14 protein-coding genes, 2 tRNA genes and 2 pseudogenes are annotated in these 15,948 nt (G+C 70.9%); 9 read left to right on the top strand and 9 right to left on the bottom strand.

Annotated features, from left to right (window positions below; all coding sequences use genetic code 11):
• Nucleotides 1-4: 4 nt before the first annotated feature.
• From JMF97_RS12955 to JMF97_RS12945, 4 genes are all read left to right on the top strand, one after another.
• Nucleotides 5-910 carry a DUF3566 domain-containing protein gene (locus JMF97_RS12955; protein WP_203221790.1) on the top strand — a complete coding sequence of 302 codons (906 nt, stop codon included), beginning with the start codon at nucleotides 5-7 and terminating at the stop codon, nucleotides 908-910.
• 323 nt (nucleotides 911-1,233) lie between these two features.
• Nucleotides 1,234-1,307: transfer RNA gene (locus JMF97_RS12950), tRNA-Ile, on the top strand.
• A gap of 45 nt (nucleotides 1,308-1,352) precedes the next feature.
• Complete coding sequence (locus JMF97_RS31300) at nucleotides 1,353-1,481, top strand: DLW-39 family protein (RefSeq protein WP_013730703.1); 129 nt, start codon at nucleotides 1,353-1,355, stop codon at nucleotides 1,479-1,481.
• Between the two features lie 38 nt (nucleotides 1,482-1,519).
• Nucleotides 1,520-1,592 (top strand) — tRNA-Ala (locus JMF97_RS12945).
• Nucleotides 1,593-1,708: 116 nt separating this feature from the next.
• Here JMF97_RS12945 and JMF97_RS12940 read toward each other — a convergent pair.
• The gene (locus JMF97_RS12940) at nucleotides 1,709-2,119 is read right to left on the bottom strand and encodes a type II toxin-antitoxin system VapC family toxin (protein ID WP_119578710.1); all 411 of its coding nucleotides are present in this window, start codon (nucleotides 2,117-2,119) and stop codon (nucleotides 1,709-1,711) included.
• The gene (locus JMF97_RS12935; protein WP_203221789.1) at nucleotides 2,116-2,394 is read right to left on the bottom strand and encodes a type II toxin-antitoxin system Phd/YefM family antitoxin; all 279 of its coding nucleotides are present in this window, start codon (nucleotides 2,392-2,394) and stop codon (nucleotides 2,116-2,118) included. The genes JMF97_RS12940 and JMF97_RS12935 overlap by 4 nt, the downstream gene beginning before the upstream one ends.
• A 638-nt stretch (nucleotides 2,395-3,032) precedes the next feature.
• Here JMF97_RS12935 and JMF97_RS12930 point away from each other — a divergent pair.
• A pseudogene (locus JMF97_RS12930) lies at nucleotides 3,033-3,521 on the top strand (GNAT family N-acetyltransferase); the annotation flags it as partial.
• A gap of 28 nt (nucleotides 3,522-3,549) precedes the next feature.
• Here JMF97_RS12930 and JMF97_RS12925 read toward each other — a convergent pair.
• Nucleotides 3,550-4,296, bottom strand: a complete 747-nt coding sequence (locus tag JMF97_RS12925; RefSeq protein ID WP_203221788.1) for an MIP/aquaporin family protein — start codon at nucleotides 4,294-4,296, stop codon at nucleotides 3,550-3,552.
• A gap of 110 nt (nucleotides 4,297-4,406) precedes the next feature.
• Nucleotides 4,407-5,321, bottom strand: a complete 915-nt coding sequence (locus tag JMF97_RS12920; RefSeq protein WP_307816890.1) for a MerR family transcriptional regulator — start codon at nucleotides 5,319-5,321, stop codon at nucleotides 4,407-4,409.
• Between the two features lie 92 nt (nucleotides 5,322-5,413).
• On the opposite strand from JMF97_RS12920, the gene JMF97_RS12915 reads away from it, so the two are divergent.
• Complete coding sequence (locus tag JMF97_RS12915; RefSeq protein WP_203221787.1) at nucleotides 5,414-6,178, top strand: class I SAM-dependent methyltransferase; 765 nt, start codon at nucleotides 5,414-5,416, stop codon at nucleotides 6,176-6,178.
• Here the strand turns inward: JMF97_RS12915 and JMF97_RS12910 are convergent.
• Nucleotides 6,141-10,710, bottom strand: a pseudogene (locus tag JMF97_RS12910) (HAD-IC family P-type ATPase). The gene JMF97_RS12915 and the pseudogene JMF97_RS12910 overlap by 38 nt on opposite strands.
• 252 nt (nucleotides 10,711-10,962) lie before the next feature.
• On the opposite strand from JMF97_RS12910, the gene JMF97_RS12905 reads away from it, so the two are divergent.
• The 3 genes from JMF97_RS12905 (at nucleotide 10,963) to JMF97_RS12895 (ending at nucleotide 12,490) form a co-directional block, all read left to right on the top strand.
• The gene (locus JMF97_RS12905; RefSeq protein ID WP_238359249.1) at nucleotides 10,963-11,598 is read left to right on the top strand and encodes a GAP family protein; all 636 of its coding nucleotides are present in this window, start codon (nucleotides 10,963-10,965) and stop codon (nucleotides 11,596-11,598) included.
• A 75-nt stretch (nucleotides 11,599-11,673) separates the two neighbouring features.
• Entirely contained in the window at nucleotides 11,674-11,871 is a 198-nt protein-coding gene (locus tag JMF97_RS12900; protein WP_203221785.1) for a hypothetical protein, read from the top strand.
• 70 nt (nucleotides 11,872-11,941) lie between these two features.
• Nucleotides 11,942-12,490: a YbaK/EbsC family protein gene (locus JMF97_RS12895; protein WP_102660180.1), complete on the top strand. Its 549-nt coding sequence runs from the start codon at nucleotides 11,942-11,944 to the stop codon at nucleotides 12,488-12,490.
• Between the two features lie 47 nt (nucleotides 12,491-12,537).
• On the opposite strand, the gene JMF97_RS12890 is transcribed toward JMF97_RS12895, so the two are convergent.
• The 4 genes from JMF97_RS12890 to JMF97_RS12875 form a co-directional block, all read right to left on the bottom strand.
• A complete protein-coding gene (locus JMF97_RS12890) occupies nucleotides 12,538-13,173 on the bottom strand; it encodes a DsbA family oxidoreductase (protein ID WP_203221784.1) in 636 nt (211 codons plus the stop codon).
• 8 nt (nucleotides 13,174-13,181) lie between these two features.
• Nucleotides 13,182-13,622, bottom strand: a complete 441-nt coding sequence (locus JMF97_RS12885) for a SufE family protein (protein ID WP_203221783.1) — start codon at nucleotides 13,620-13,622, stop codon at nucleotides 13,182-13,184.
• 26 nt (nucleotides 13,623-13,648) lie between these two features.
• On the bottom strand, nucleotides 13,649-14,074 hold the full coding sequence (locus tag JMF97_RS12880) for a CBS domain-containing protein (protein ID WP_203221782.1): 426 nt from the start codon (nucleotides 14,072-14,074) through the stop codon (nucleotides 13,649-13,651).
• A gap of 80 nt (nucleotides 14,075-14,154) precedes the next feature.
• Complete coding sequence (locus JMF97_RS12875; protein WP_203221781.1) at nucleotides 14,155-15,903, bottom strand: proline--tRNA ligase; 1,749 nt, start codon at nucleotides 15,901-15,903, stop codon at nucleotides 14,155-14,157.
• Between the last annotated feature and the right edge of the window lie 45 nt (nucleotides 15,904-15,948).

The following is a 15,948-nucleotide window of genomic DNA, read 5'->3' as shown; positions in this document are numbered from 1 at the left end:
TTGAATGACGGAGACACAGGCGAAGTCGGGGAACACGGGACCCTCGGCCAAACCGGTCGACGAGGAAGCCGCGCAGAACGGCACGCCAACGACCGGCCGCGCGGCCGTAGGCCGGGCCACGGTCCCCGCCGACGCGCCTGCCCCGAAGTTCACCCGGGCTCCCGGTATGGCCCCGCCGCCTGAGAAGCCCGGCGAAGACCAGGCCGGGGAGGCCGCGGAGGAGAAGGCCGGCGGTGAGGCCGCCGGTGCGGCCGCCGCTGCCGGCAAGCCGTCGGTCACCCAGCCGATCGCCACCCGGGCGGGCCAGTCCACGTCGGGCACCACAGGTGTGCTGCCGACAGCCGGTACGGGCACGACCGGTACCCAACCGCGGGTGACCGGGTTGGCGCCGAAGCCGGATGGGGCCCGGCCGCTGAACACCGGTCGTCCGGCGAACGGTGGCGGGCTTCCCCCGGGGGTCGGCACGGCCGCCGTGGGCGCGGCGCGCGTGGGTGAGGCGGTACGCGCTGCGCGTACCTCGGTGAGCTCGGCCGCCTCGCGCGGACCGCGCCGGGCCCGGCTGAACCTCAAGCGGATCGACCCGTGGTCCGTGATGAAGTTCGCGTTCGCCGTGTCCGTGGTGCTGTTCATCGTGATCGTGGTCGCGACGTCGGTGCTGTATCTGGCGTTGGACGCGATGGGCGTCTTCACCAGCGTCAACGACAGCCTGAGTGACCTGGTCAACGCCGGTGGCGGTCAGGGCACCAGCGGCTTCCAGATCACCGCGACGGGCGTGATCTTCACCTCGATGCTGATCGGTGCGGTGAACGTCGTGCTGTTCACCGCCCTCGCCACCCTCGGTGCGTTCGTCTACAACGTCTGCGCCGACCTGGTGGGTGGCATCGAGCTGACTCTCGCCGAGCGCGACTGACAGCCCCTTTGAACGTCTCAGCCGGGTCGACCCTTGGGTCGGCCCGGCTGGCTCGTCTTCAGCCGCGCCAGGCGCCGATGTGGGGCCGCCGGCCACCGTTTCGGCGAAACAGCGGGGTACGCAGTGCTGGGAAGCCACCGTTTCGGCGTAACGGAGTCGATCACCCCGTTGACGCCGGACCCGGACCCGTCGGCACGGGTATCTCGGTGGGCTGGTCGCCTGCTCTCGGGTAGGTTCAGGGGCGACGGCGTTGAGCAGGGTCCAGGCCGACCCCCGATTTGGGGCGGCGTGGGCGGATGGGTTAATGTTGCTCGTCGCTACGCGGGGCTATAGCTCAGTCGGTTAGAGCGCAGAGCTGATAACTCTGAGGTCGCTGGTTCGATTCCAGCTAGCCCCACCGCACATGGTCCGACGGCCACGTCGAGCGTGAGGGGTAGCCCCGATGTTCAAGAAGCTGCTGATCCTGGTCGGTGTCGTCGGTGTGGCCGCGGTGGTGGCCAAGAAGATGAAGGAAGCCAACGACGAGCGCGCGCTCTGGCACGAGGCGACCACCTCGCCGGATCTGCGCTGATCGCGTAGCTCCGACCACCCGGCGGCACGGTCCGCCACGGGGCCCTAGCTCAACTGGCAGAGCACTGCCTTTGCAAGGCAGGGGTTAGGGGTTCGAGTCCCCTGGGCTCCACTCGAAACGGATACCCAAACGGAGGGGTGCAAGGCCGCAAAACGCAGGCCACGGCCGTCGTCGTGGCCGGGCGTCAAGCGGCGGCCGGACTTCGTACAGGGTGGTGGATTCGCGGGTCAGTTCTGGCCGGGGCTCGCTACGGGTAGTCCTGCTTCCTTGGCGCAATCGAGCAGCCGCCGGTCGTAGGTGACGAAGGCGGTGAGTGCCGTGCCGGACTCGTTGGTCAGTACCTGGGCGGTGGCCAGGTGGATGGCGTCGAGGCTGCGGAGCGTCGGCTCGGCGAACGCGGCTGCGGTTGCACGGATCGTGCTGTCGATCTCCAGTCGGAACAGCCGTCCGACGGCAGCCGGCACTCCGATCAACGCCTGCGGAGCTGATCGGCGCAGCGCTCTGGGCACTTCCACCTCGACGAGCGCGGAGGAGACCAGCGGCACGTCGTCGTGCTTGTTGAGCCAGGAGACAAGGTCGGCGCTGCATGCTTCCTGCCGCACCAGCTTGACGACGGCGGCGGAATCGAGATAGATCACCAGCGCTCCTCGTCACGCATCGCAGCGAGCGAGGCGGCCACGTCCACACTCTCGTCACCGAGCTTCGGTGGAAGTGGAACAGAGCCCCCGCCGGTGGGGGCGACGGCCCGCCCTGTCGCTACCAGCTTGGCCAGAATCGACCTGTCGTCGCCCACCGGAACAAGTCGGGCGATCGGGTGTCCACGATCGGTGATCTCGACGGTCTCCCCGCCACTCACCCGAGCCAACACCTGGCTCGTGTTCTGGTTTAACTCCCGGACACCGATGCGTTCCATGGACACGAGTGTAGAACTAAATGTTCTACGGCTCTAGCTCCTGGCGTAATCCGGGCTGTCTGTTCGCTGACCAGGGAGATCAACGAGGTCTAGGCCATGGCGGCTGGCCGGCGGTTCGGTGGGTGATGTCGGAATCATTGCGCACGGCCCGAGGTCCGTGAGGTGGGCAGGTTCAGGGTCAGCGGATCGCCTGCGATCGTGACGGTGTGGTTCGCATGGTGGTACCTCCGCTCTACCAGCACTTCCACCGGTTGATCTCAGTCCTGAGTACAGCCATTCGTACAGCCAAGCGGTCACGCCGTCCCCCTCACCAAGGACCGGTCGATGGCTGAGGCAGCCTGACGAGCCCGCACTGGCAGGACGTGGCCGTAGGTGTGCGGAGTTGCCCGACGAGGAGATCCGCGAACACCTTCGGGCGACGGTAGGCGGCAGGACAGGGCATGATGCTCGGATGACATTGGCCGAGATCTGGCCCGTGCGCCGTATGCGGGTGACGACGTCGGTGCTTGAGTTGGCTGTACCGGGTGAGGACGAGCTTGCCGAACTGGCGATCCTTGCGGCGGCGGGTGTCTACGATCCGCAGAACCGCTTTCTGGCGCGTTCGCCCGTAGCGGGATGGGAGTCGGGACCCGTCTCCCCAGGCCGAGTGGTCGTTCCTGCGGTACTACTGGGCGTCCCTGGCGGACTGGCGGCCGAGCAGATGGAACCTGGTGATGGCTGTGAAGGTCGATGGCGTGTGCGTCGGGGTGCAGGAGATCGGCGCGCAGGATTTCGGGATCACCAAGACCGTCTCGACGGGGTCATGGATCGCGCGGCGGTTCCAGCGGCGTGGTTACGGCAAGGAGATGCGGGGCGCCATCCTGCACCTTGCGTTCGCCGGGCTGGGAGCGGATCGCGCCGAGTCCGCCGCCTGGTCCACCAACGCGCCGTCGCTGGGAGTCTCGTGGTCGCTTGGCTATGAGTCCAACGGCACCACAATCCGGGCTTTCGATGGTGCCCGCCAGGAGCAGATCAACCTGGTGCTCGACCGCGAACGGTGGGAGAGTCACCGTGACGACATCGCGATCCACGGACTCAGCGACGAGGTGCTTGAGCTGATGACCGTTAAGCGGGCCGCATCCCGGTAACGGCCGCTTCTTCCGCCGTCGGCTTCCGTCAGGCCGGTTCGGGTCCGCTCTGAGGTCGGCGCGGCGGCTTGCTCGCAGGCTCCTCCGGTTCGCCGCGGTAGCGCGGGTTGCGCTTGACGATCAGGGGCGCGACCAGCGCGGCCAGCGCCCCACCGAGCAGCGGGAAGACGATGAACAGCCAGAGTTGCCGCAGCGCTGTGCCGCCCTCGAACAGGGCCGGGCCGAACGACCGGGCCGGGTTCACCGAGGTGCCGGTCAGCGTCACGGCCACCAGGTGTGCCGCGGCGAGCGTCAGGCCGATCGCCAGCCCGGCGAACGCTGCGTGCTCCGCTCGACTCGTCACCACAAGCACCACCAGGACGAACAGGAACGTCAGGATAGTCTCCAGCACCGCCGCGCCGACTCCGTTGATGTGCTTGCCGTACCCGTTGCTTCCCAGCACGCCGGTCTGGTCCGCCACGTCTCCCCAACGCACCAGGCCCCAGATCACGGCGCTGGCGACAGTGGCACCGGCGAACTGGGCGATCCAGTACGCGACCGCACCGCCGGGCGAGATCTTGCCGGATAGGAGTACGCCCAGCGTGACCGCCGGATTGACGTGACTGCCGGAGAGCGGGCCGATCGTGTAGACCAGCGCCAGCATCACGAAGCCGAAGGCGAGGGCCACGACGACGACCCCACCGTCGACGCGGGCGGCGACCGCACTGCCCACCCCGACGAAGACCAGCAGTAGCGTGCCGAGAAACTCGGCGGCGTACCGTCGCACGTCCTCCATGGGGTCAGACTAGGGCGACCAGCGGCCTGAGAAGCGCGAAAGCGGTAGCCGCAGCCCGGCTCAATCCGCCTGAACCCGCGTTTGAACCCTGCGACGCCGCGTAGTTTTGTTCACGAACGATGCCTTGGGTCCGGTAGGCGCTTCTTGGTGAGCCAGCGCATGACGTCCAGGGTGTGTGACGCCGGGTAGTGGATCGGGTGGAAGACGTGCTCGATCACGTCGTCGGCGATGACCAGGGTGAGTCGTTCGTACAGTGTCATGTCACCGGCGGTGAAGGTGGGTAGGCCGAGGGCGGCGGCCAGGGTGCGGCGCGGGTCCGGGATCAGTGGGTACGGCAGTCTCAGCCGGTGTACGAGTTCGCGCTGGTAGCCGGTGGATTGTGCGGACAGGCCGTAGACGCGGTCGGCGCCGGCGGTGCGCAGTTCGGCGTGGTGGTCGCGGAACCAGGTTGGTTGCTCGGTGTCGCGCAGTGCGCCGGCCACCTCCAGGAGGCTGTTCGGCAGGTCGACGCCGGGGCGGCCGGTGAGCGGGTAGACGAAGATGATGGTGCGTCCGGGGCCGAGTGCGGCGAGGTCGACCGGTCGGCCGTCGGTGGCGTAGATGGCCAGTGCGGGTAGGGGTTTGCCGATCAGGTCGGATGGGCTGGTGCTGGCGGGTGCCTGGCCGGGTGCGACGCGGGTGGCTGCGGCGTCGAGGCGGGCGTTGAGGGCGTCGCGTTGCGCGGTCAGTTTGCCGATGCGTTGCTGCAGGGCGGTGACGGTGCCGCGATAGGTGGCCAGCGCGGCGGCGCAGACGTCGGTGTCGTCGGCGCCGGCGGCGATGGATTCGACGAAGGGGCGGGTCTCCTCGACGCTGAGGCCGAGCGCCATCAGTTCCCGGATCTGGGCGACCAGGCGGACCGCGATGGGGTCGTACTCGCGGTAGCCGTTGCCGAGGCGGCGGGGTACGACCAGCCCGACTGACTCGTAGTACCGCAGGGCTCGAATGGTCGTTCCGGTCCGACGTGCCAGCTCACCCACCCGCACGTCCCCGATGCTAAACCCGAACCCTGGGGTACGGGTCAAGGCCGCAGCGTCGACTTGACCCGTACCCCGAGGTGCGGGTTTAGCGTGCCCGCATGATTGGCACACCGGTCGGTGACTTCGACTACGAGACAAAAGGCAAGGGGTACGCCTCGCAGCGGCGCCCGGATCCGCGGATCGCGGCGCTGATCCACACGGCGTTGGGCGACGCTCGGACCGTTCTCAATGTGGGTGCGGGGGCGGGTTCCTACGAGCCCACCGACAGATACGTGGTGGCGCTCGAACCGTCGGCGCGGATGCGTGGCCAGCGGCCGGCGACGGCGGTACCGGCGTTGGACGCGGCTGCCGAGTCCATTCCGTTCGACGACGACGCGTTCGACGCGGTGATGGCGACCGTGACTGTGCACCAGTGGGCGGACACCGCCCGAGGGCTGGCGGAGCTGCGTCGGGTCGCGCGGGGACCGGTGGTGGTGCTCACCTTCGACGGTGCCGCACTCGATCGCTTCTGGCTGGCCGAGTACGCCCCGGAGTTGATCGCCGTGGAGTGCCGCCGCTATCCGGCGATCAGCACCATCGCGGAGGTCATCGGCACCGAGGTGAGTGTCATCGAGGTGCCGATTCCGGTCGACTGTGTGGACGGTTTCACCGAGGCCTACTACGCCCGCCCGGAACGGCTGCTCGATCCGGCGGTCCGGGCCGCTCAGTCGGCGTGGGGTTTCGTCGACGAGGCGGCGATCGCCCGGGCCGTCGAGCGGCTCCGGGACGACCTCGACTCGGGTGCCTGGGACGCGCGGCACGGGCACCTGCGCGCCCAGCCGACCTTCAACGGGTCGCTGCGTCTGATCGTCGGCTGGCCGTGACATCACCGCCTGAACCAGGGCCGGTGCTGTCACGGCCTGAACCAGGGCCGGTGCTGTCACGGCCTGAACCGACCTCAGGACGGCGATTCCGGCGACTGGTGGTCACCGTGGTCAGTGTGGTCGGCGTTCGGGCGGTCGAGTGGGGGTAGCCGGGCCACCAGTCTGGTCATGGCGCCGTTGGCGAGGGTGGCACCGAGGGCGGAGCCGGTGGCGATGGTCCAGCCGACCGGGCCGAGCGGGGTGCACCCGAAGAACTGGCTCACCCCGGGCGTCTGCACCACCGCGGCCAGTACGCCGAACGACACGGCGGTGGAGGCGAGCACGGTCGGGCTGGTGCCGCCGGCCAGTACGGTCTGCCCGAGCTGCGTACCGACCAGGGAGACCAGGGCGACGGTGCCGGCGCGTCGGCGGCGGCCGGTGTAGCGGGCCAACGTCCAACCGGCGGTCGCGCCCAGCGTGGTGGCGGCCGCGCGGAGGCCGATCTCCTTGGTCATGGTCTGGCCGAGCGAGCGGTCCGGCCCTTCGCGCAGCATGCCGTCGGCGTGGTCGGCGGCGGGTGGGCGGACGGCGATGGCCATCGCGGGGGCCATGTCGGTGAGCAGGTTGACCAGGAGCAGTTGGCGGCCGTTGAGGGCGGCCTGGCCGGTGGCGGCGGCGGTCAGCACGCTGAAGGCGATCTCGCCGAGGTTGCCGCCGACCAGGATGCTCAGCGCGTGGCGTACCGAGGACCACATCGCGCGGCCTTCGACCAGGGTGGCGATGATCGTTTCCAGGCGGTCGTCGGTGACGACCAGGTCGGCGGCGGCCCGGGCGGCGGGGGTGCCGCGTTGGCCGAGGGCGATGCCCACGTCGGCGAGGCGGATGGCGGGTGCGTCGTTGGCGCCGTCGCCGGTCATCGCCACGGTCCGCCCGCGTTTCTGCAGGGCCTGGATGATCCGGACCTTGTGGGTCGGGGTGCAGCGGGCCACCACGTCGGTCGCGGCGAGCCGGTCGGCGAGGGCGTCGTCGTCGAGTTCGTCGAGTTCGGTGGCGGTGACGACGCGCTGGGCTTCGCCGTGGCTGATGGTGGCGGCGATCGCCTCGGCGGTCGCCGGATGGTCACCGGTGATCATGATGGTGTGGACGCCGGCCTGCCGGATCCGGTGGACGGCCGGTGCGGCGCTGTCCCGTACTCCGTCGGCGATGGTGAGGAAGCCGGTGAAGGTCAGGTCGGCCACGTCGTCGTCGGTGATGTCGGGGTCGTCGACGAAGCGTTCGGCGATGGCGAGGACGCGGTGTCCCGCGCCGGCGCGTTCGCCGAGCTGCCGGTGCAGGTCGGCGCGGCCGGCGTCGTCGAGCGGCTGGTCGTGGCCGCCGGTGCGGCGGGCGGCGCATCGGGGCAGCACCTTCTCGGGTGCGCCCTTGACGCTCAGCAGCATCCGGCCCTGGGTTTCGCCGACGCTGGCGTGGTAGCCGCGGGAGGGTTCGAAGGGCAGGCCGCCCGCTGCCCGCCAGCCCGGAGCCGCGTCCTGCTCGTGCACCCCGGCGGCGCGTGCGCCGCGCAGCACCGCACGGTCGGTCTGCATGGACAACTCTTCCGGGTCGTCAGCGGTGGGGGTGGCGCGTAGCGCCGCCGCGAGGGCCTGTCGCAGCCGGTCGTCGAGTTGTTCCGTCGAGGCGTACCCGTCCGCGTCGCCGACACCGGCGAGCAGCAGATGTCCCTCGGTCAGGGTGCCGGTCTTGTCGAAGCAGAGCACGTCGACCCGACCCAGCGCCTCGATGGTGCGCGGGTTGCGGACCAGCGCGCCGTGCCCGGCGAGGCGTCGTGCGGCGGCCAGCTGGGCCGCGCTGACCAGGAACGGAAGTCCTTCGGGCACCGAGGCCACGGCCAGGTTCGCGGCGGTCGCGGCGGTCTGACCCAGGGGTACGCCGCGCAGCAGCCCGGCACCGACCACCGCCACCGCCGAACCGGCGGCCAGGGGGATCGCGGCACGGGTCAGGTTGCCCAGCCGGGCTTCGACCCCGCTGGCCGGTGGTGCCTGGCGGGCCAGGGCGAGGCTGCGGCCGGCTTCGGTGTCGGCGCCGGTGGCCACCACCACGGCGGTGCCCTGTCCGGCGGCGATCGTGGTGCCCTCGTAGAGCATCGATCGCCGTTCGGCGACGGCTGCGGCGACCACCGGCTGGTCGTTCTTGCTGACCGGTAGCGACTCGCCGGTCAGGGACGATTCGTCGGCTTCCAGGCCGACGGAGTCCAGCACCCGGCAGTCGGCCGGCACGGCGTCGCCGGATTCGAGCACGATCACGTCACCGGGTACGAGGTCGTCGGCGGGCACCATCCGTTCGGTGCCGGATCGGCGGACCCGGGCGGTCACCGCTGAGCGGGACAGCAGTTGGGACAGGGCCTTCTCGGTGTTGCGCTGGTGTACGGCACCGACCAGCGCGGAGCCGCCGACGACTCCACCGACCAGGGCCGCGTCGACCAGGGAACCGAAGCTGGCGGAGAGCGCCGCCCCGGTGACCAGGATCGGGGTGAGCGGGTTGACCAGTTCGTCGGCGAAGGCGCGGAGCAGCCCGCCGCGGCCGCCCGCCTCGCCGGGGCCGCTGGCCTGGCGGCGTTCGGCCTCGGTGTCGGTCAGCCCGTCGGGGCTGCTGCCGAGTTGTTGCAGGACGGTCGGCACCGGCATCAGGTGCCAGGCGGTGATGGCCGGGGCGGGCGTTTCGGCGTGTTCGGACAGCCGGGTGGCCCGCCACACGCCGTGACCGAAGGCCAGCGCCGCCGCGCCGTTGACCGCGGCGAGGGTACGGACGGGCAGCACGGCACGGTCGGCGGTGAGTGCGCTCAGTGCGCCGAGACCGGTACCGGCCAGCCCGACGCGCATGTTCTGCACGGTCATCCGGCGAGCCACCCCGGCCGCCTCGATGATCAGTGCGGCGATCCGCAGGTCGGTGCCGATGAGCAGGTGGGCACCCCACGGTGGCAGCGCCTCCGGGTCGGCGACGCCCAGGCCGCAGTCCGCGGCGGCGAGTGCGGCCCGGTCGCCGGAGACGAGCATCACCATGGCGCCTTCGCGTTGCAGTACGCGGATCGAGGTGGCCAGTTGGTCGTCGCCGGGCAGCAGGGCGTCGGCGAAGGTGTGTCGTTGGGCGTCGCCGCCGGCCACGATGATCCGCAGGCCGGCCTGCCGGGCGACGGCCGGCAGGCTGTCGACGCCCGGTGCGGGTTCCGGATCGACCCGGAGCACGGCGGCCAGGGTGTCGCCCTGGGCGAGGCCGAGCAGGTTTCCGCCACGTTCGCGCAGCCGGCGGCTGTCGTCGGTGTCGCCGGGGTCGCGTACGTCGAGTTGGTCGAGGGGGCCGAGTTGCCAGCCGTCGAGTCGGCGTAGCTCGCCCGGCGCGTCCGGATCGAAGAGGGCGAAGGCCCGCGCGGCCACCTGGGAGGTGTCGGCGCCGGGCAGCGGGGCCAGGTCGGCCAGTACGCCCCGGTCGGTGCCGAGCACCCGGGTGTCCAGCACGAGGGTGTCGATCCGGTCGAGTTCGCGGAGCACGCTGCGGTCCATGGCGATGACGCCGCGCTTGGCGAGGATCCAGCCGAGCTGGGCGCCGTACCCTTCCCGGCCGCTGCCGGGAGCCTTCGGCAGCGCGGACAGGCCCAGCGCGGCGGCGCGTTTCGGGCCGATCACCGGTGCTGCCGCGGCGAAGGCCGCCACCCCGCCGCCGAGCATCCGGTTCTTGTACCGGTCGACGGTGCTGTCCGGCTTCGGGCAGGGCCGCTCACCGTCGGGCGTACGGGCGACGGCGCGTTCTGGTTCCCCGGTGAGTCGAGGTTCCGCCTTCTCCCAGGCGCGCAGCTGGGCCAGCCCTTCGCCCCACTGCACGATCCGCTGCGCCCCGTCGAGGACGATGCCCGTCCAGCCACCGGCGAGGCCCTGCACGACCGCCTCGGCGAGCGGGAACAGCAGGTCGGCGCGGGGGTCGCTGCGGATGCCGAGCCCGGCGAGGGCGTGCAGCCTGGGGTGCAGGTCGACGGCGCCGAGCAGGCCGGCGACCTCGGCGGGGATCGGCGTGATGGGCAGGATGCGGGTGGCCGCGGAGATGGTCAGGCCGAGGGCGTCGGAGGCGAGCGCGCCGAGCGTACGGGCGGTTCGTGGCCCTTCCTCGGGTGGTTGCGGCGGGGGAATGTCCGGGTCGGGTTCGTGCGGGCAGGTTCGTTCGGTGCGGGCGATGGTGGCGATGAGTTCGCGGACCTTCGGCCCGGGTGTGTCGACGGCGACGATGACCCGGCCGGAGGGGGCGTTGACGCGGGCCCATTGCACGCCGGGCATCCGTTGCAGCGCCGTCTCGACCTGGCGGGCGAGGACGTCACCGCCGTCCTGGCAGACGCCGTGCACCTCGATGTGGTGGCGTCCCGGCCGGGACCAGACCCGGCGGCTGCTGAGCCCGATCGTGCGGGCCAGCCGGGTGACGGCTGCGCCGGCGTCGCGGGCGACATCGTTCACCAGCGGCACGTCGACCGGTGGTCGGAGGCGGCGGACGAGACCGCCGAGGGACGTCATCGACGGGTAGCACGGATCGGGTGCCTGGTCAGCTTTCCGCTGCTTATGCCGTACCGCATCTCGCCTCCTACCGGTCGTGCCCGGCGGCCTGGCTTCCCGCCGGGGCGTCCGTTATGCCCGTCCGGGTGGGGGAAGTTTTCCCGTTCGGGTGGGCATGAGCCGGTTCGGTGGGTGGAATGCCGGATGACGGCGGGGCGTGGGGAGGGTCGGGATGAGTGCGGGCCGGTCGTGTCCGGCGGTGATCGGCTGCCGATGGCTTTCCTGACGCTGCTGCCGCTGGCGGTGGTCATGGTCGCCGGCACCCAGTTGGTGGCGGCGGTCTTCTTCGCCTCCTCCGATCGGCCGCGGGCCGCGTCGCTGGGCTACCTGGCGGGTGCGGCGATCGTGGTGGGTGGCGGTACGACCCTGGCCTGGTCGGCGCTGCGGCTGTTCCGGATCCGGTTCGCGACCGGCAGTGAACGTGGCGCTGTGGAGCGGAACATCGACTGGCTCGTCCTCGGGCTGCTGGTGGTGCTGGCGATCGTGGTCTACCTGCTTCGCCACCATGGACCGCCCAGTTGGATGGGTCGGCTCCAACACGCCAGCCCTGGGTACGCGTTCCGGGTCGGCCTGCTGCTCTTCCTGGCGAATCCGACCGACGGTCTGACGATGATCGCGGTCGGGGCGGCTGCGGCGCGACGTGACGAGGCGTGGTGGCATCTGCTGCCGTTCGTGCTGCTCACCCTGACCCTGCTGGCCCTGCCGTTGCTGGCTCTGCTGCTGCTCGGGCGCCGGGCCGAGGTGGTGCTGCCCAGGATCAGGAGGTGGGCGGACACCCACTCGTGGATCGTCAGCGAGGCGGTGATCGCGATCTTCTTCGCGATCATCGTTGTCGACCTGGTGCGATGAGTCGGACGTTCACCCGAATGAGGGACGGTGCCGGAGACGACACGTGTCGCCGTACGCCCGCCCTAGGGTCGAATCATGCTCACGTTCGTCGCCACCAGCATTCTGTACGTCTGCGGGTTCATCTTCCTGTACGGGGTGATCCGGCTCGCCGTCCGGCATGCCCTTGAGGACGTCGAGATGCGGCGCGTGCAGGCCCAGCGGGCCGAGGAGATGGCCGCCGCCCGGGATCGCGCGCTGCTGGAGAAGCACGGCTTCCTCAACAACAACGGCTGACGGTCCACCCGGGTGATTCGGTCGGCTGCCTGCGGTGTGACCTGCGGCGGATGCGACGATCTCAGCTGTGATGGGAACGTTGAAGACCGAGCCTGCCCGTACCCGCCCCGACCTGCTGGCCGCGCCGGTGGCCGCCGCGCTGGCCGCCTGGCCGACCGACGCCTCGGTGGAGGTCGACTCGGTGCTCGTCGCACCGATCGACGCCGACCTCGCCGACACCGCCGAGTTCTGTGCCGCGTACGAGGTGGGGCTGGACGAGTCGGCGAACTGCGTGGTGGTCGCCGGCAAGCGTGAGGGCGTGATCCGTTACGCGGCCTGCCTGGTGCTCGCCACCACCCGGGCCGACGTCAACGGGGTGGCCCGGCGCGCCCTGGACGTCCGCAAGGCCAGCTTCGCGCCGATGACCGACGCGGTCGAGTTGACCGGCATGGAGTACGGCGGGATCACCCCGATCGGGCTGCCGGCGCAGTGGCCGATCCTGATCGACGCGCGCGTGGTCGCCACCCCGTACGTCATCGTCGGGTCGGGCGTACGGCACAGCAAGATCGCGCTGCCCGGGGCGGCGTTGGCCGCCCTGCCGAACGCGCGGGTGGTGGAGGACCTGGCCAAGCCGGCCTAGCGGCTGATCACCGTCGATGTTGTTGCACGTGAAACATCGCCGACGACTCAGCCATCGGCGGCCTCGCGTCGCTCGACCTCGGCCAGGGCCGCCAGTAGCGTGGCCGGCTCCTGGGCGCCGGAGACCACGTACTTCCCGGCGAACACGAAGGTGGGCACGCTTGTCACCCCGATCTGGTGGGCGGCGGCCAGTTCGTCGGTGAGTTCGGCGACTCCCGCCTCGGAGTCGAGGAACCGGCGGGCCTCGGCGCCGTCCAGGCCGACCTCGGCGGCGACGGCGGCGAGCACCTCCGCGGAACCGATGTCGACCCCGTCGGTGAAGTGGGCGCGGTGCAGCGCCTCGACCATCTCAGCGCCGCGTCCCCGCTCGTCGGCCCAGCCGATCAGCCGGTGCGCGTCGAAGGTGTTGGCCGCGATGGCCCGCTCGAAGTGGAAATCCAGCCCGATGGTCGCACCGATCTCGGTGACCTGGGAGACCATCGGACCGACGCGACCCGGCCCGCCGAACTTCTCGCCCAGCGCCGTCAACAGCGGCCGGGGCTCGGTCACCGGCGTCGGGTCGAGTTGGAAGGGGCGCTGCCGGACGGTGACCTTGCCCTCGTACGAGGCGAGGGCCAGGTCGAGCCGCCGCCGGCCGATCCAGCACCAGGGGCAGACCACGTCGGCGTAGATGTCGATCTCCATAACCGGCGTCAACTCGCCGACCCGGCGATCTGTTCCCGTACCTGCCGCTTGAGTCGGCCCAGGATGGCGGTGCCGCCGCGCACCCGCAGCGGACTGATCGCCTGCGCCAGGCCCATCCGCTGATACAGGTCGTCCGGCACGGCGAGCACCTGCTCGGGGCTGGCCCCGGCCAGCCCTTCGGCGAGGATGCCGGCGAACGCCCGAGTGGTCGGCGCCTCCGGCGGGCAGTCGAACAGGGTGCGTACGGTGCCCTCGGGCGTCACCTCGGCGCGCAGGAAGAACGGCGTCTGGCACTCCGGCACCTGCTCCATGCCCTCGTGGCCCTCCTGACCGGCGGGCAGCGGCGGCACCGCGTCGGAATACTCCAGCAGCATCTCCAGCACCACGTCCCGGGGGGCGGCGGCGAACTCGTCCACGATCTCGGCCAGCTTGCTCGGCATCTCGGGCATCCCGCCAGGCTACCGGCGTGCCGTCCTCACAGCGTGGGGGCTTGCTCGCTGATCTGCCCGAGGGCGGACTGCGGGTCGAACTGCACGGCCAGGTCGCCGAGGGAGACGATGCCGACCAGCTTGCGTTCGGCGTCGCAGACCAGCACCCGGCGTACGCCCCGTTCCCGCATCAGCGCCGCCGCGTCACCGGCCGAGCAGTTCTGCTCGATCATCACCACCTCGCGGGTGGTGATCGAGCCGATCGTCGTATTGGTGGGGTCGCTGTTGGCGGCGACCGCCCGGACCACGATGTCGCGGTCGGTGAGCAGACCGGCGAGGGTGGCGCCTTCGGTGACGACGACGTCACCGATGTCGGCCTCCTTCATCACCCGGGCGGCCTCGTCGAGGGTGGTTTCCGCCGGCAGGTAGATGACCTGTCGGGTCATCACGTCGGCGACGCGGTAGTCGGACATGAGAGCCTCCATGCAACGTTTCGGCCGATCGGAATGCGGTACCCCGTTCTCCGGCGACTACACCCCATTCGGCGCGAGGCTCACCGTTGCGTCGGCGTCAGCTGGGCGAGCAGGTCGGGCAGCGTCAGCTCGACGCGCTCGCCGGTGGCCCGATCACGCAGTTCGACGTACCCGTCGGCGAGGCGGCGGCCGACCACGACGGTGCGCGGGATGCCGATCAGCTCGGCGTCGGTGAACTTCACCCCGGCCGAGACGCCGACCCGGTCGTCCACGAGCACCCGCAGGCCGGCCGCGGCCAGTTGCGCGCCGAGGTCCACGGCCGCGTCGAGCTGCGGGCCCTTGCCCGCGGCCACCAGGTGTACGTCGCACGGCGCGACCGACGACGGCCAGACCAGTCCCCGCTCGTCGTGGTGTTGTTCGGCGATGGCCGCCACCGCCCGGGACACCCCGATGCCGTAGCAGCCCATGGTGAGTCGTACCGGCTTGCCCTGCGGGCCGAGCACGTCGACGGCGAAGGCGTCCGTGTAGCGGCGGCCGAGTTGGAAGATGTGCCCGATCTCGATGCCCCGGCGCATCGTCAGCCGGCCCTGCGTACAGGCCGGGCAGGGGTCGCCGGGACGCACCTCGGCGGCCTCGACCGTGCCGTCGGGGGTGAAGTCCCGACCGCAGACCACGTTGGTGGCGTGCCGGCCCGGCTCGTTGGCGCCGGTCAGCCAGGCCGTCCCGGCCACGATCCGGGGGTCGACCAGGTAGCGGATGCCGAGCTTGTCGAGCACCTGCGGCCCGATGTAGCCACGGACCAGTTCCGGATGGGCGTCCCAGCCGTCGAAGATCTCCACGGTGGCCGGTGACAGTGCGGCGGCCAGCCGCTTCAGGTCCACCTCCCGGTCGCCGGGCACCCCGACGACCAGCAGTTCGGTCTCCTCCACGCCCGGGCGTCGTACGGTCAGCACCACGTTCTTCAGGGTGTCGGCGGCTGTCCAGTCGGTCCGACCGGCGAGCGCCCGCTCGTTGGCGAGAGCGACCAGACTGGCGATTGTCGGCGTCTCCGGGGTGTCGTGCACCTCGACGGCCGGTGGCCGTTGCGGATCGCCGGCCGGTGGCACGGGCGTGGTGACCGCCTCGGTGTTGGCCGCATGGTCACAGTCGGTGCAGCCGACGTAGGTGTCCTCCCCGACCGGTGCGGTGGCCAGGAACTCCTCCGACGCGGAACCGCCCATCGCCCCCGACACGGCGTGCACCACGGTGTAGTCCAGGCCGAGCCGGTCGAAGATCTTTTGGTACGCCGCGCGGTGCCGGCCGTACGCCGCGCGCAGACCCTCGTCGTCCAGGTCGAAGGAGTACGCGTCCTTCATCAGGAACTCGCGCCCACGCAGCAGACCGGCGCGGGGGCGGGCCTCGTCGCGGAACTTGGTCTGGATCTGGAACAGCGTCACCGGAAGATCCCGGTACGAGGTGAACAGCTCCTTCACCAGCAACGCGGCCATCTCCTCGTGGGTCGGCGCGAGCAGGTGCTCGGCACCACGCCGGTCGGCCAGGGTGAAGATGTCGTCGCCGTACTCCGTCCACCGCCCGCTGGTGCGGTACGGCTCGGCCGGCAGCAGCGCCGGGAAGTGCACCTCCTGGCCACCGATCGCGGCCATCTCGGCCCGCACGATCTCGCTGACCCGGTCCAGGACCAGCTTGCCCAGTGGCAGCCAGGTGTAGCCGCCCGGCGCGGCCCGCCGCAGGTAGCCGGCGCGCAGCAGCAGTCGATGACTCGGCACCTCCGCGTCGGCCGGGTCGTCGCGCAGGGTCCGGAGCAGCGTGGTGGACATCCGCAACAGCATTGCCGCAGGGTACGACCGCAGGGGCGATGTCGGCGAACGCATTGC

The sequence above is a fragment of the Micromonospora fiedleri genome (assembly GCF_016774385.1).
In the GTDB taxonomy this organism is placed as follows: domain Bacteria; phylum Actinomycetota; class Actinomycetes; order Mycobacteriales; family Micromonosporaceae; genus Micromonospora; species Micromonospora gifhornensis.
Note: the sequence above shows the minus strand (reverse complement) of the source record. Positions and strands in the feature narration are given on the sequence as shown.